General features: G+C 63.1%; 14 protein-coding genes. 9 read left to right on the top strand and 5 right to left on the bottom strand.

Features of this window, described 5'->3' with window-relative positions:
• The first annotated feature begins 48 nt into the window (after nt 1-48).
• Nucleotides 49-912: a hypothetical protein gene (locus tag AC1RRE_RS13670; RefSeq protein WP_492981736.1), complete on the top strand. Its 864-nt coding sequence runs from the start codon at nt 49-51 to the stop codon at nt 910-912.
• 7 nt (nt 913-919) lie between these two features.
• Here the strand turns inward: AC1RRE_RS13670 and AC1RRE_RS13665 are convergent, their stop codons facing one another.
• The gene (locus tag AC1RRE_RS13665) at nt 920-1,579 is read right to left on the bottom strand and encodes a glutathione S-transferase family protein (protein WP_492981735.1); all 660 of its coding nucleotides are present in this window, start codon (nt 1,577-1,579) and stop codon (nt 920-922) included.
• Nucleotides 1,576-2,853 carry a ferredoxin--NADP reductase domain-containing protein gene (locus tag AC1RRE_RS13660; RefSeq protein ID WP_492981734.1) on the bottom strand — a complete coding sequence of 426 codons (1,278 nt, stop codon included), beginning with the start codon at nt 2,851-2,853 and terminating at the stop codon, nt 1,576-1,578. Before AC1RRE_RS13660 ends, AC1RRE_RS13665 begins: the two co-directional genes overlap by 4 nt.
• A 134-nt stretch (nt 2,854-2,987) precedes the next feature.
• On the opposite strand from AC1RRE_RS13660, the gene AC1RRE_RS13655 reads away from it, so the two are divergent.
• The 5 genes from AC1RRE_RS13655 to AC1RRE_RS13635 all read left to right on the top strand — a co-directional run bounded on the left by AC1RRE_RS13655 (nt 2,988) and on the right by AC1RRE_RS13635 (nt 6,077).
• Nucleotides 2,988-3,773 carry an N-formylglutamate amidohydrolase gene (locus tag AC1RRE_RS13655; RefSeq protein WP_492981733.1) on the top strand — a complete coding sequence of 262 codons (786 nt, stop codon included), beginning with the start codon at nt 2,988-2,990 and terminating at the stop codon, nt 3,771-3,773.
• Between the two features lie 28 nt (nt 3,774-3,801).
• Entirely contained in the window at nt 3,802-4,941 is a 1,140-nt protein-coding gene (locus AC1RRE_RS13650; protein WP_492982939.1) for a carboxylate-amine ligase, read from the top strand.
• 11 nt (nt 4,942-4,952) lie between these two features.
• Complete coding sequence (locus tag AC1RRE_RS13645; protein WP_492981732.1) at nt 4,953-5,267, top strand: DUF1244 domain-containing protein; 315 nt, start codon at nt 4,953-4,955, stop codon at nt 5,265-5,267.
• 129 nt (nt 5,268-5,396) lie between these two features.
• Nucleotides 5,397-5,684, top strand: coding sequence for a DUF2312 domain-containing protein (locus tag AC1RRE_RS13640; protein ID WP_492981731.1), 288 nt, complete (start codon nt 5,397-5,399; stop codon nt 5,682-5,684).
• A 3-nt stretch (nt 5,685-5,687) separates the two neighbouring features.
• Nucleotides 5,688-6,077 carry a hypothetical protein gene (locus AC1RRE_RS13635; protein ID WP_492981730.1) on the top strand — a complete coding sequence of 130 codons (390 nt, stop codon included), beginning with the start codon at nt 5,688-5,690 and terminating at the stop codon, nt 6,075-6,077.
• A gap of 11 nt (nt 6,078-6,088) precedes the next feature.
• Here the strand turns inward: AC1RRE_RS13635 and AC1RRE_RS13630 are convergent, their stop codons facing one another.
• From AC1RRE_RS13630 to AC1RRE_RS13620, 3 genes are all read right to left on the bottom strand, one after another.
• On the bottom strand, nt 6,089-6,577 hold the full coding sequence (locus tag AC1RRE_RS13630) for a GNAT family N-acetyltransferase (protein WP_492981729.1): 489 nt from the start codon (nt 6,575-6,577) through the stop codon (nt 6,089-6,091).
• Nucleotides 6,578-6,616: 39 nt separating this feature from the next.
• Entirely contained in the window at nt 6,617-7,468 is an 852-nt protein-coding gene (locus tag AC1RRE_RS13625; RefSeq protein ID WP_492981728.1) for an alpha/beta hydrolase family protein, read from the bottom strand.
• A 358-nt stretch (nt 7,469-7,826) separates the two neighbouring features.
• Nucleotides 7,827-11,321, bottom strand: coding sequence for an indolepyruvate ferredoxin oxidoreductase family protein (locus AC1RRE_RS13620; RefSeq protein WP_492981727.1), 3,495 nt, complete (start codon nt 11,319-11,321; stop codon nt 7,827-7,829).
• 221 nt (nt 11,322-11,542) lie between these two features.
• Between AC1RRE_RS13620 and AC1RRE_RS13615 the strand changes: the two genes are divergently transcribed.
• Genes AC1RRE_RS13615 through AC1RRE_RS13605 form a run of 3 tightly spaced genes read left to right on the top strand, consistent with a single transcriptional unit; the run spans nt 11,543 to nt 13,463 of the window.
• A complete protein-coding gene (locus AC1RRE_RS13615) occupies nt 11,543-12,523 on the top strand; it encodes an NAD-dependent epimerase/dehydratase family protein (RefSeq protein ID WP_492981726.1) in 981 nt (326 codons plus the stop codon).
• Nucleotides 12,523-13,023 (top strand): PaaI family thioesterase, encoded by a 501-nt coding sequence (locus tag AC1RRE_RS13610; RefSeq protein WP_492981725.1) that lies wholly within the window; start codon nt 12,523-12,525, stop codon nt 13,021-13,023. The genes AC1RRE_RS13615 and AC1RRE_RS13610 overlap by 1 nt, the downstream gene beginning before the upstream one ends.
• The gene (locus AC1RRE_RS13605) at nt 13,020-13,463 is read left to right on the top strand and encodes a PaaI family thioesterase (protein WP_492981724.1); all 444 of its coding nucleotides are present in this window, start codon (nt 13,020-13,022) and stop codon (nt 13,461-13,463) included. Before AC1RRE_RS13610 ends, AC1RRE_RS13605 begins: the two co-directional genes overlap by 4 nt.
• Nucleotides 13,464-13,484 lie beyond the last annotated feature (21 nt).

Genomic DNA, 13,484 nt, shown 5'->3' with positions numbered 1-13,484 from the left:
GCGGGCAAAAGCCTTGGACTGCCGCTACGTCAGCGCTAAGTGTATGGAATGGCCAGTTTTTCTGAATATCGTGCACGTGACTGGGATGATCGCCGGCTGATGCTGGCGGCATTGTTATCCGTCGTGCTGCATGGGCTGGTCGCTCTGATGATGGTGTTGGAGCCCTGGACCTGGCGGCTCCAGCCCGAGCCGCCGCCGATTCTGGCCGAGTTCGTCATGCCCGAGCCGCCCAAGGCTGCGCTTCCACCTCCACCGCCGCCCATCCCGACACAGCCTGCACCTCAGGCGCAGGCACCGCAGGTCGAGCCGCCGCCGCCTTCGGCCGTGCCGCAGCTTCAGCGTGGCGCGCCGGTCACCGACCGCTCGATGGCGCCGCCCAGTGCAGGCGAGCGCAACCGCCCGCAATCAAAACCTGCCGACCAGCAGCCGACCCCGCCGCAGGATGCGCTCGGTTCTCGTCCGCGCGCAGCCCAGCAACAACCGCAGCAACGCCAGAACCAGGCGCAGTCCGGCAATCGCCAGGCCGGCGCCGCCGGCACGCCGGGCATGCCGGGCGAACGGATGACGCAGTCGGAAAGCGATTTCTTCCTCAGCCAGATCGTCACCATCTGGCCGATCGATTTCGACGCGCCGCAATTCGCCAATATCCAGATCGATGGCGCCTATATGGTGCTGGCCAATGGCATGCTGGCGCCGCCGTTCGGCAAGAACGATCCCTGGGACATGAGCGCGATGATCCGCGGCTGGGACCGGATCGCCAATGACCAGCGCCCGCAGGCAATCGCGCTGCGCACGGCGATGGAAACCCTGATGCGGGCGATGCGCAACGCGCAGCCGATGGCCATGCCGCCCAATGCCCAAGGCTACCCCAAAATCCTGGTGATGGACTTCAAGATCGGCGATCTGCAGTAGGCAGCGCTCAGCGCGGCTGCATTTTCTCGATCGCCGCGGCGTAGCTTTTCTTGATATTGGCGCGGATTTCTTCGAGCACTGGCTTTGCCGTCTCATGCTCGCGGATACGCTGCCAGTAGGCGGCCAGCGCCGGACGCTTTTCCAGCAGGTCTTGGCCCAGTGCCAGCGGCATCACTTCCGCCACATAGAGCAGGGCCGGCGCTAGCGCGCAGTCGGCCTGCGTGATGCCTGCACCGGCGGCGCAGCCCTCCTTCGCCACATAGACATCGAGGAACTTCAGCCCGCGCGCCAGCGGCGGGGCGAGGGCGGCGACGGCGGCATGGTTTTCGGGTGCGGTGAACAGCAGGACGAAGAAATCATGCAGCGCCGGCGCAACGTAGAGATCGACCAGCCGCACGATCAGATTGACCCTAGCGCACTCTGCTGGATCGGCAGGCCAGAGCGAGGCGCCGGGCAGCACGCCATCAAGATACGCGCAGATCACTTCGGATTCCGGCAGGATGCTGCCGTCATCCAGCAGGAGGGCCGGCACCTTGCCCAGTGGCGTGATCTGCCGGTATTCGGCCGGCGCCGGCGGCTTGATCATTTCAAGCGTGGCATTGCGGGCGCGCAAGAACAGGCGCACGCGGGCGGCAAAGGGCGAGGCGTCGTAATTGTAGAGTTTCATAGCTTGCATCCATGTTGGCGCAGGCTGGTCCAGTCGGCCAACTTGGCGCGGGGGCTTGGCGCGATGGCGCCTGCGGTCTCAACTGTCTCGATACGTTTCCAGCCGGCCCAGTCCACGACATTGACGCCGCGCGCCATCAGCCAGGAATCCAGCGCGCCCGATCCGGCTTTCGCCGGCGACATGTCTTCGGCGTAATCGGCAAGAATCAGGTCGGCGACAGTCTTGGCTTCGGCGCGGTTGGTCGGGATGGTGCCCGAAGGGCCACGCTTGGCCCAGCCCACGACATAGAGACCGGAGGTGATGCGGCCGTCGGTATTGGCGATCACGCCTTTCGCATCGGCCGGCGGCAGGTCGCCGTCGGTGGCGGTGTAGTAGCCGATGGCGCGGATCAGCGTGCCGATCTCCAGCGGCGCTTCGCGGCCGACAAGCTTCAGGCCTTCGACGCGGCTGCTGCCCAGCACGGCTTCAGAGCGCTGGTTGAACATGAAATGCAGCTTGATAGGTTTGTCATCGGTGCGGTCGGCGAATTCATGCAGCAGCTGCAGGTTCTTTTCCTTCACCTTCAGCTCGGCCGGACCGATGCCAGCGGGCAGGCATTCAGGAAGATCGGCTTTGTTCACCACCGGACGCACGCGTTCCAGCCGGCCGATCTCGGCCAGTTCGGCGCTGGTGAAGCTGGCCTCGATCGGGCCGCGACGGCCGAGCGCATAGAGATCGGTCAGCGGCGCTGCGCTGATGACCTCGGCCGCATGAGCAGTGAGGTCGCTGCTCGCCATCTCGGCCTTGCTCTTGCCCAGCACGCGCAGGATATCGACCGACACATTGCCCACGCCGATCACGGCCACGGCCGGGCGGTCGAGCAGGGGTTCAAGGTCGCGAAAATCGGGGTGGCCGTTATACCAGCCGACAAAGGCCATCGAGCCATAGCAGCCGGGCAGGTCCTCGCCGGGCACGCCCATAGGCCGGTCGGCATGAGCGCCCAGCGCCAGCACGACGGCATCGTAATGACTGCTCAGCTCGGCCAGCGGGATGTCCCGGCCCACGGCCACGTTACCCAGGAAGCGCACATTTTCGTTGGCGAAGAGGCGGTCGAACTGGCGGGTCACCGCCTTGGTGCCCTGGTGATCAGGCGCCACTCCGAATCGCACCAGCCCGTAAGGCGTGGCCAGCCGGTCGAAAACGTCAATTTTCAGGTCCGGACGCTGGCGGATCAGGGCGTCGGCGCAAAACAGTCCCGAAGGACCGCTGCCGATAATGGCGATATGGTGCAGCACAGCCTGGTTTCGTCTATGATCTGTCAAAATGTCGCCGCAACCTTAGTGCAGCCTGCCGCTGTTATGCAAACCTGGCATCCCGGATTTCCCTCCAGCCGGCCGGACTGTTTCAGAGCTGAAACCTTTTCTGGCCGATGAGCGAACAAGACCCCCCGAGTTTCCGCGTTCTCAATGCGCAGGGCCGCGCCCCGGCCGTGCTGATCTGCGATCACGCCTCGCGCGCGGTGCCGTCAGCCATGAACAACCTCGGCCTGCCCGATGACGAACTGTTGCGGCATATAGGCTGGGACCCGGGCACGGCCGCGATCACCGAACGGCTGGCACAGACGCTGGATGCGCCGGCGGTGTTCAGCGGCGTATCGCGCCTGATCATCGACTGCAATCGCCGGCCCGACGATCCGACCCTGATCTGCGAAGTGAGCGACGGCACCATCGTGCCGGGCAATCGCAATCTCGACCCGGCCGAGCGCGAGCGCCGGCTGAACAAGTATTTCCATCCCTATCATGCCGCCATCGAGGATACGCTGGATGCGGCACGCGAACGCGTGCCCGAGCCGGCGCTGCTGTCGATCCACAGCTTCACGCCGCGCATGCGGGTGAAGGGCACGGACCGGCCCTGGCATATCGGCGTGGTCTGGGACCGCGACGGTCGTCTGGCCCAGCCGCTGCTCAAGGCGCTGCGCGACGAGGGCGACCTTGTCGTGGGCGACAACGAGCCCTACAGCGGCAAGGACCATTCCGGCTATTCGATCTTTGCCCATGGCCAGAACAAGGGGCTGCATCACGTGATGATCGAAGTGCGGCAGGATCTGGTCAGCGATGAGGCCGGCGTGAAGGAATGGTCGGTGCGGCTGGAACGCTGCTTCCGGCGTATGCTCATCGACGCCGGGCTGCTGCGCCCGGCGGTTACTGCTGCCTGATCTTTACAGCGTATCCGGGGGAACCATGATCTCTGCCGACGAGTTCACCATCGGCATCGAGGAGGAGCATCTGCTGGTCGACCGCCAGACCGGTATACTGGCGGTGGAGCCGCCCGATGCGCTGCTGGCCGAATGTGAAAGCCTGGTCGGCGGCCAGATCAATCCCGAATTCCTGAAGTGCCAGATCGAGATTGTCACCAAGGTCTGCGGCAATATGGCTGAGGCACGCAGCGATCTGGTGCGCCTGCGGTCTGCCATCGCCGGGGTTGCCGCCAGGCACGGGCTGGCGCCGATCGCTGCATCCACGCATCCCTTCGCTAAATGGAGCGACCAGAAGCATACCGACCGCGCGCGTTACGACCAGCTGGCCAAGGATCTGGCCGGCGTGGCGCGGCGGCTGATCATCTGCGGCATGCATGTCCATGTTGGCATCCCGGATGATGACCTGCGCATCGACCTGATGAATCAGGTCAGCTATTTCCTGCCGCATCTGCTGGCACTCTCGGCGTCGTCGCCGTTCTGGCAGGGCGAGGAAACCGGGCTGCAATCCTATCGCCTCTCGGTCTTCGATAGCCTGCCGCGCACGGGATTGCCCGAGCGTCTGGAAACCTGGGGCGAATACCAGCGGCTGGTGAACCGCCTGATGCAGGCCGGCCTGATCCAGGATGCGACCAAGCTGTGGTGGGATATCCGGCCCTCGGCGCGCTATCCCACGCTGGAGCTGCGCGTCACCGATGTTTGCACAAGGCTCGATGACGGCATCAGTATCGCGGCGCTCTATCGCTGCCTGCTCGCTGTGCTGCTGCGGCTGAAGCAGAAGAACCAGCGCTGGCGCATCTATGCCAATGCGCTGATCGACGAGAACCGCTGGCTGGCCCAGCGCTACGGTATCGCGGGCACGCTGGTTGATTTCGGCAAGGGCGAGGCGCTGCCCTACGCCAGCCTGCTGGAGGAACTGATCGAATTGGTGCGCGAGGAAGCCGCCCGGATGGACTGCCTGCCCGAAATCGAGCAGGCGCGCGGTATTCTTTCCCGTGGCACATCCGCGCAACGGCAGTTGCAAGTCTACCGCGATGCGCTACATGCTGGGATGGACAAGGCGGGTGCGCTGAAGGCCGTGGTGGACTGGCTGATCGCCGAGACCGTCAATTTCGAGATACCAAGCTGAGAGGCATTCCGATGGCCGACAAGATCGACGACAAGACGCAGACCGAGCTGGAAGCCGCCGCCTTCCGCCGCCTGGTGGAGCATCTGCGCGAGCGCACCGATGTGCAGAATATCGACCTGATGAACCTGGCCGGCTTCTGCCGCAACTGCCTGTCGAACTGGTACCAGGACGCCGCCAAGGGCAAGGGAATCGAGATCGATAAAATGGCGGCCCGCGAGACCATCTACGGCATGCCCTATGCCGACTGGCAGGCGAAATACCAGAAAGAGGCGAGCCCCAATCAGCAGAAGGCCTTCGCCGAGGCGCAGAAAAGCCATAAACATTAGGGATAACCGCCATCTGTCCACAGGTGGCGCATTCCTGTGGATAACTGATGTGCGGTGGTAGGCGGGCGGGCGCTGCTGGCTATAATCCGCGCCAACCGCATTCACCGATTTTCATGAAGGGTCGCCACCATGGCCAAGCTCAACTCCGGCAACTTCTCGACTGACCAGCTCAACCAGCTTGTCGCCCGCATCGAGCGTCTGGAAGAAGAGAAGAAGGCGCTGGCCGATGATATCAAGGAAGTCTACGCCGAGGCGAAGGCGCATGGCTTTGATGCGAAGATTCTTCGCCAAGTGATCCGTCTGCGCAAGATGGACAGGGCCGATCTGGCCGAGCAGGAAACACTCCTGCAGGTTTACATGGACGCGCTGGGTATGACGACCGACCACAGCGCTGCCGACGCCGCCGCGGCGGAATAACCCATGCGCGCCGCCAGTCTGGCACTTGTCGGCCTGGCAGCGCTGCTTTCCCTCGATGCTGTCGCACAGCAGCGCCCGCCATCGATCATCACCGATGACGCGCAGGCCTGCATCTCGGTAGCCAATCTCACGAAATTCAACTGGCCGATCACGCTGGCGCGCGAAGGCCGCCAGCGCAGCACGGTGAACGTGAAGGCGCAGGAAGTGATGCGTTATTGCGCGCCCGACAAGCTGAAGGCCGGCGAGCATATCATCGTGACGTTGCGCTCGGCCTGGATGCCGCTGGGCGAATGCAAGCTGCGCAATCGCGGCACCATGGAAATCTTCCGCGTGCCCGACAAAAACATGGATAGCGGTGAACGCACCGACGTGAAGTGCTACGAGGGCCGCTAGGCCGTTCCGCCTTACGGGCGCGCCAGTCCCCAGCGCCAGATGTGACCATCTTCCGGATCATCCACGGCTTCGATCAGCGCAAAGCCGCGGCTGCGCAGGATGGAGGTGGAGGCATTCTCCTCCGGCAGGGTATGCGCCACCACGGCCTGAATCTCATATTCATTGAACGCGATCTTCAGCAGTTCGCGCGCCATGGCCTTGCCTATGCCCTGATTTTCATGGCCCGGAAAGGTGAAGTAGGCGATCTCGACCAGGCCCTGCACCGGCGCCGACTTGAAGGCGCAGGTGCCGACGACGGCATTGTCGGCCTCGCGAATGGTGAGGTAGCTCAGCCAGGGTGCGGTCGCGCCGGTCCGCGCATAGAGCGCCAGCGTGGCTTCGGCCACGTCTTTCACCACGTCGGCGACATCCGCGTGGTTGGGATAGGCGGCCAGCGCGGCGACCGGATCGGTGGCCATGCGCTCTAACGTGGGAGCGTCGAGTATCTGAAGCGAGATCATTCGCGGGTTCTGACCGATCCCGCGCGGCCGTGCAAGCGGTCAGTGGCTGTTCAGCCAGTCTATGATGCTCGGAATTACTACCTGGGGCTTACGCACCCAGCGGAAATGGTCGATGCCGTCGATGCCCATTGCCTTGGGATCGAGATGGTGGCGGGTCACTGCCGCCCCGGGGAAGCGCCGCACGATGTCGTCCATCGCGTGTTTGGGCGCGAAGAAATCGCCCTGCAGCGAAATCGCCAGTACGGGTAGGGCCATGGTCGCCAATGCGGCATCATGGTCGACGCGGGACGGTTTGCCGAACCAGAACCGCCCGGTGCGTGCCTGCCGGCCCCAGTCGGCGATCACGCTGCGCGCCTCGCGACCGGCGAATTTGAATTTTTCGCCTGGAAAATGGCCAAGCAGTTTCGAGACCAGCACGGCCGCCTGGCTGTAGGGCCAGAAGGGCAGCGGCCAGAGTTTCCAGTGCACCGAACTGACGGCGGTGAGGATCAGGCCGTTTAATTGCTTTGGATGATGGGCGGCATAGATCGCGCTGATCTGACCGCCGAGGCTGTGGCCGTAGAGATAGAAGGGGGCGTCGGGAAAGCGCGCCTTCACGGCCGTGACGGCCTGCGGCCAGTCCTCGGTCAGCATCTCGGTGTAGCCGAAGTCGTAGTCGCGTCCCGGCCGCCGGCCGCCGGTCTCTTCATGGCCGCGCAGTTCGGCGACAGCGACATTGTAGCCGGCCTGCTGCAGTCCGGCGGCGAGCGGCGTGTAATAGCCGGCCTTCACGCCCATGGCCGGCTCGATCAGGATGGCCGGTGCAGCTGCATTCGTGGCGGGGTAGACATGCAATGCGAAGCTGGTGGCTTCTGTGTTGCGCTGCAGGCGGATGATCTCGGGCGTCGTCATGGCCAGATCAAGCCATGACGTCCGATGATCCGCAATTACCTTTTGGATTATAACGCTGCGGCATGCCGCAGCGGCAGGAGTATCGTTTTAGGTTTCCGAACTCACACTAAGAACGATGGTACAGCTAGAAAAGTATTATACAATTTCTGTTGTAGCCGGAGGCGATATGTTCAGTTTTATATTCGATCTGATTTCTGAATTTCTATTCGTCCATCCCCGCACAAGAAAAATTATGTGGGGTCTGGTTGGTCTGTTTCTGCTGATTTTTGCAGCATCTGGCATATGGTATTTCTCGACAAAGCCCTGAAGGCCGCTTGTATTTGTTATGCCCGGGCATAGCCCGGGCATCTGACTTTTTCTACTCCGCAGCCGTCGCCAGGGGTGCCGGATCGCGGAAGCTGGCCAGCAGCTTGGCTTCCTTGTCCTTGGCCGCCTTCAGGTGCTTCACCTTCACATGGCCGTAGCCGCGGATGTCTTCCGGGATTTTGGCCAAAGCCACGGCAAGGCCGTGATTGTCGGAGTTCAGCTTGGCGCAGAGTTCCTCGATCAGGTTGACGTAATCCTCGATCAGCCTGCGTTCGGTCTGGCGCTCATGGGTGTAGCCGAAGACATCCAGCTTGGTGCCGCGTAGACCCTTGAACTTGGCCAGCAGCTTGAAGGCGCGGAACATCCACGGGCCGAACTGCTTCTTCTGCGCGATGCCGGTTTCGGGATCGGGCGGGTTGAGCAGCGGCGGCGCCAGATGGAATTCCAGCTTGAAGTCGCCCTCGAACTGCGCGTTCAGCTTTTTCAGAAACTCGCCGTCGGTATACAGCCGCGCGACTTCGTACTCGTCCTTGTAGGCCATCAGCTTGTAGGCATAGCGCGCGACGGCTTCGGAGAAACCGGTCAAGCCCTTGGCCTTCTGGGTCTCGGCGGCCTGCGCTTTTTCCACCAGCGTCTTGTAACGTTCCGCGTAAGCCTCGTTCTGATAAGCAACCAGACGCGGCATGCGATCGGCCAGCAGGTCTTCGGTGGTCTTGGCAAAGGCCTTGGGGATCATCGTCGCCATGGTCGGCTCGGCGATGGCATCCACGGTCTTGGCGTCCTGGGCATAGAGCCGGCCCCAGTTCAGCGCCTTCTTATTGGCGTCGATGGCAGTGCCGTTCAGCTCGATGGCCTGCAGCAGGGCGTCCAGTGAGACCGGGATCAGGCCGCGCTGCACGGCATAGCCCAGCATGAACATGTTGGTGGCGATGGCATCGCCCATCAAAGCCGTGGCGATGCGGGTGGCTTCCACGAATTCCGACAGGTTCTCGCCCGCCGCATTGCGGATGGCCTGCGCCATCTGGTTGTCGTCCAGCTGAAGATTAGGATTGAGCTGGAAGGCGGCTGTGGGAGTCAGGTGTGTGTTGATCAGCGCGCGGGTCGCGCCTTTCTGCATCTTCTCCAGCGCCGCGTCGCCGGCCGCCACCACCATGTCGCAGCCCAGCACCAGGTTGGCGCCGCCGGCTGCCACGCGCACGGCATGGATGTCGTCGGGGTTCATGGCGATGCGCACATGGCTGAGCACGGCGCCGTTCTTCTGTGCCAGACCGGTGAAGTCCAGCACGCTGGTGCCGTAACCCTGAATATGCGCCGCCATGCCGAGAATCTGGCCGATGGTGACCACACCCGTGCCGCCGATGCCGGTGATCAGGATGTTGTAGGGCTGGCTGAGCGGCGCGACTTCCGGGGTTTTCAGGTTGGCGAACAGGTCATCCGCTACGCCCTCGGGATTCTTCTTCACCTGCACCTTGGCGCGTTTGACCTTGCCGCCATGCACGGTGACGAAGCTGGGGCAGAAGCCCTTCACGCAAGAGAAGTCCTTGTTGCACGACGATTGGTTGATCTTGCGCTTGCGGCCAAGCTCGGTCTCCTGCGGCTCGACCGAGACGCAGTTGGATTTCACCGAGCAGTCGCCGCAGCCCTCGCAGACCGCCTCGTTGATGAATACGCGCTTGTCGGGATCAGGGAAGGTGCCGCGCTTGCGGCGGCGGCGCTTTTCGGCGGCGCAGGTCTGGTCGTAGATCAGCACGGTGCAGCCCGGGATGTCGCGCAGTTCCTTCTGCACGGCGTCCAGGTCGTCGCGATGATGGAAAGTGGTGCCCGGCGCCCATTCAGTGCCGACCGGATATTTATCCGGCTCGTCGCTGACCAGGGCAATGCGGCGCACGCCCTCGCCATAGACCTGCAGTGAAATCTGCTGCGGGGTGAGCTGGCCGTCATGCGGCTGGCCGCCGGTCATGGCGACCGCGTCATTGAACAGAATCTTGTAGGTGATGTTCACCTTGGCCGCGATGGAGGCGCGCAGTGCCAGCAGGCCGGAATGGAAATAGGTGCCGTCGCCCAGATTGGCGAAGATGTGGTTGTCTTCGGTAAAGGGCGCCTGGCCGATCCAGGGCGTGCCTTCGCCGCCCATCTGCGTGAACGTCGCAGTCGAGCGGTCCATCCACAGCGACATGAAGTGGCAGCCGATGCCGGCTACCGCGCGGCTGCCTTCGGGCACGCGGGTCGAGGTGTTATGCGGGCAGCCCGAGCAGAAATATGGCGTGCGCTGGGTCTTGCCGATGCTGCTGGCGGCGGTCTCGCGCTCCTTCTGCTCGATGAAGGCGATGCGCTCCTCGATGCGGGCATTGGTGCCGTAACGCTTGAGCCAGGTATGGAGCGCCTTGGCCACGATTGCCGGTGAGATTTCGCCAGACGACGGCAGCAGCCACTTGCCCTCGGCATCGAACTTGCCGATCACGCGCGGACGCACGTCCTCGCGCCAGTTGTAGAGCTGTTCCTTCAGCTGGTTCTCGATGACGGCGCGCTTTTCCTCGACGACCAGAACCTCTTCCAGGCCTTCGGCGAAATGGCGGGCGCCCTCGCGCTCCAGCGGCCAGACCATGCCGACCTTGTAGAGGCGGATACCCATGTCGGCAGCCATCTCCTCGGTGATCCCGAGGTCTTCCAGCGCCTGACGCACATCCAGGTAGGACTTGCCGGTGGTGATGATGCCAAGGCGCGGGCGCGGGCTGTCGATCACCACGCGGTCGATCTTGTTGACGCGGGCAAAGGCCAGGGCTGCATAGGCCTTGTGGCGCTGCAGGCGGTCTTCCTGCTCCAGGATCGCATCGGGCCAGCGGATGTTGAGGCCGCCCGGCGGCATCTGGAAATCGGTGGGGTAGGCGATCTGCAGGCGATCCGGATCGATCGAGACGCTGGCCGAGCTTTCGACGGTTTCGGTCTGGCACTTGAAGCCGACCCAGATGCCCGCATAGCGCGACATCGCCCAGCCCAGCAGGCCGTAATCGATGAATTCCTGGACATTGGCCGGATGCAGCATCGGCATCATGGCGGCCATCATCATGTGTTCGGACTGATGGGCCACGGTGGAGGAGGCGGCGCCGTGATCGTCGCCGCACAGCGCCAGCACGCCGCCATGCTTCGACGTGCCGGCCGAATTGGCATGCTTGAACACGTCCATCGAGCGGTCGACGCCCGGACCCTTGCCATACCAGATGCCGAAGACGCCGTCGTATTTCGCCCGCGGGAACATGTTGAGCTGCTGGCTGCCCCAGACGGCGGTGGCGGCCAGGTCCTCGTTCACGCCGGGCTGGAACTGGATGTGATTCTCTTTGAGATACTTGCGCGCTTTCCAGAGCTGCTGGTCGAACAGGCCGAGCGGGGAGCCGCGATAGCCGGAAATGAAGGCGGCGGTGTTCAGGCCGGCGGCCAGGTCGCGCTTCCGCTGCAACATGGGCAGGCGCACCAGCGCCTGGGTGCCGGTCAGGAAGACGCGACCGCGTTCGAGGGTGTATTTATCGTCCAGCGTGACATTCGCCAGCATTCGATATCCTCCCGATACCATCACCATGTCTGGCCGCTTCCGGCGGCCTGCTGCCAAATTTAGGTCAGCATTACTTACCTAATTATAGGGTGCCAGCCGCGCCGGGTCGAGAGAAAACGAAGCGTGCACTGCAACAGTGGGCCGGTTGCTCTTTCAGGCTATTCTGATAGATAGCGCGGGAGCATTAAAGGGACACACTGTCCCGTAAATCGGGTTGATTCATGGCCATTCTGCTGACGGGCGCTGCTGGGTTCATCGGGTTTCATGTCGCGCAGTCCCTGCTGGCGCGCGGCGAAGAGGTGATCGGTCTCGATAATCTGAACGATTATTACGATCCGCGCCTGAAACACGCACGACTCGAACAGCTGCTCAATCAAAAGGGTTTCCGATTCCATCAGATCGACGTCGCCGAAGCCGGCGCCGTGCAGGCCGCCACCAAGGGCGCCGATATCCGCAAGGTGATTCACCTGGCCGCCCAGGCCGGGGTACGCTACTCGCTGACCAACCCTTACGCCTATATCCGGTCCAATGTGCTGGGCCATCTGGTGATGCTGGAATTCTGCCGCAACCTGCCGAATTGCGAGCATATGGTCTATGCCTCGTCGTCGTCGGTCTATGGCGGCAATACCAAGCTGCCCTTCGCTGTCGAGGATCGCGTGGATGCGCCGATCTCGCTCTATGCCGCGACCAAGAAGGCCGACGAGCTGATGAGCCATGCCTATACGCATCTCTTCGGCTTCCCGCAGACCGGCCTGCGCTTCTTCACCGTCTACGGTCCCTGGGGCCGGCCCGACATGGCGATGTACATCTTCGCCAAGGCGATCTTCGAGGGGAAGCCGATCAAGGTCTTCAATTACGGCAATATGGAACGCGACTTCACCTATATCGACGACATCGTCGACGGCATCGTGAAGACGCTGGACAATCCGCCGCCGCCCAATGAACACGGCCGTCCCTATCGCCTGTACAACATCGGCAACAACAAGTCCGAGCCGCTGCTGCGCATGATCGACCTGATCGAGCAGGCAGTGGGCCGCAAGGCCGAAAAGGAACTGCTGCCGCTGCAGGAAGGTGACGTGCCGGCGACCTATGCCGACATTTCTGCCATCCAGCGCGACACCGGCTTCAAGCCCACCACGCCCATCGACGTGGGCATTCCGCGTTTTGTCGACTGGTATCGCCGCTATCATAATATGCTCTGATGAGTGAAGTGCCGCAGATCGATCCGAACGGCGTCGACCCCAAGGTGGTCGAGGCCATGATCGTGCAGGGGATTCCCCATTGCGCGGCGCTGGGCGTAAAGGTGATCGAGGTGAAGCGCACGCATATCACCCTGTCGCTGCCCTACAATCCCGATCTGGTCGGCGATCCGGTCAGCGGCGTGCTGCATGGCGGCGCGGTGACTTCGCTGATCGACAGTGTCGCCGGCATGGTGGTCTTCGGCGCCCTACTGGCCAAGCACCAGAAGCTGCAGGCCATCGCCACGCTCGACCTGCGCATCGACTACCTGAAGCCGGCGGCGGCGCAGAAGGACCTCTACGCCACCGCCGAATGCTACAAGCTGACCCGCTCCATCGCCTTTGTGCGCGCGCGCGCCTATCACCCCGATGCGCCCGATGATCTGGTGGCCAATTGCGTCGCCACCTTCATGATCGGGTCTTCCGACAAGCCGCCGATCCCGGTTCCGGGAGGTGCGGCATGAGCCTCGACTTTCCGACCCTGATCGCAGAGGCGCGGGCCAATCGCGACTTCACGCCCTTCCTCAATGCGGTGCCGTATTTCCGCTTCCTCGGCCTCAGCGTGAAGGCGGGGGCGGAGCAGGGCGAACTGGTTTGCGTGCTGCCCGGCGACCCCAAGCTGATCGGCAATGCGCGCCTGCCGGCGCTGCATGGCGGCGTGGTCGGTGCGCTGCTGGAATCGGCCGCCATCGTGCAGCTGATCTGGTCGGCCGAAACCGACGCCATCCCGAAGATCATTGACCTGTCGGTCGACTACCTGCGCTCGGCCCGTCCGGTCGAGACCTTTGCCCGTGCCATCATCACCAAGCATGGCCGGCGCGTCGCCAATGTGCGCGCAGAGGCCTGGCAGGACGACCCGGCCAAGCCGGTGGCCACGGCGCACGCACATTTTCTGCTGGGATAATCACCGTTTGAGGGGCTCGCT

The organism is Ferrovibrio sp. GW821-FHT12D07 (genome assembly GCF_058807275.1).
This window is presented reverse-complemented; position numbering and strand designations above follow the sequence as displayed.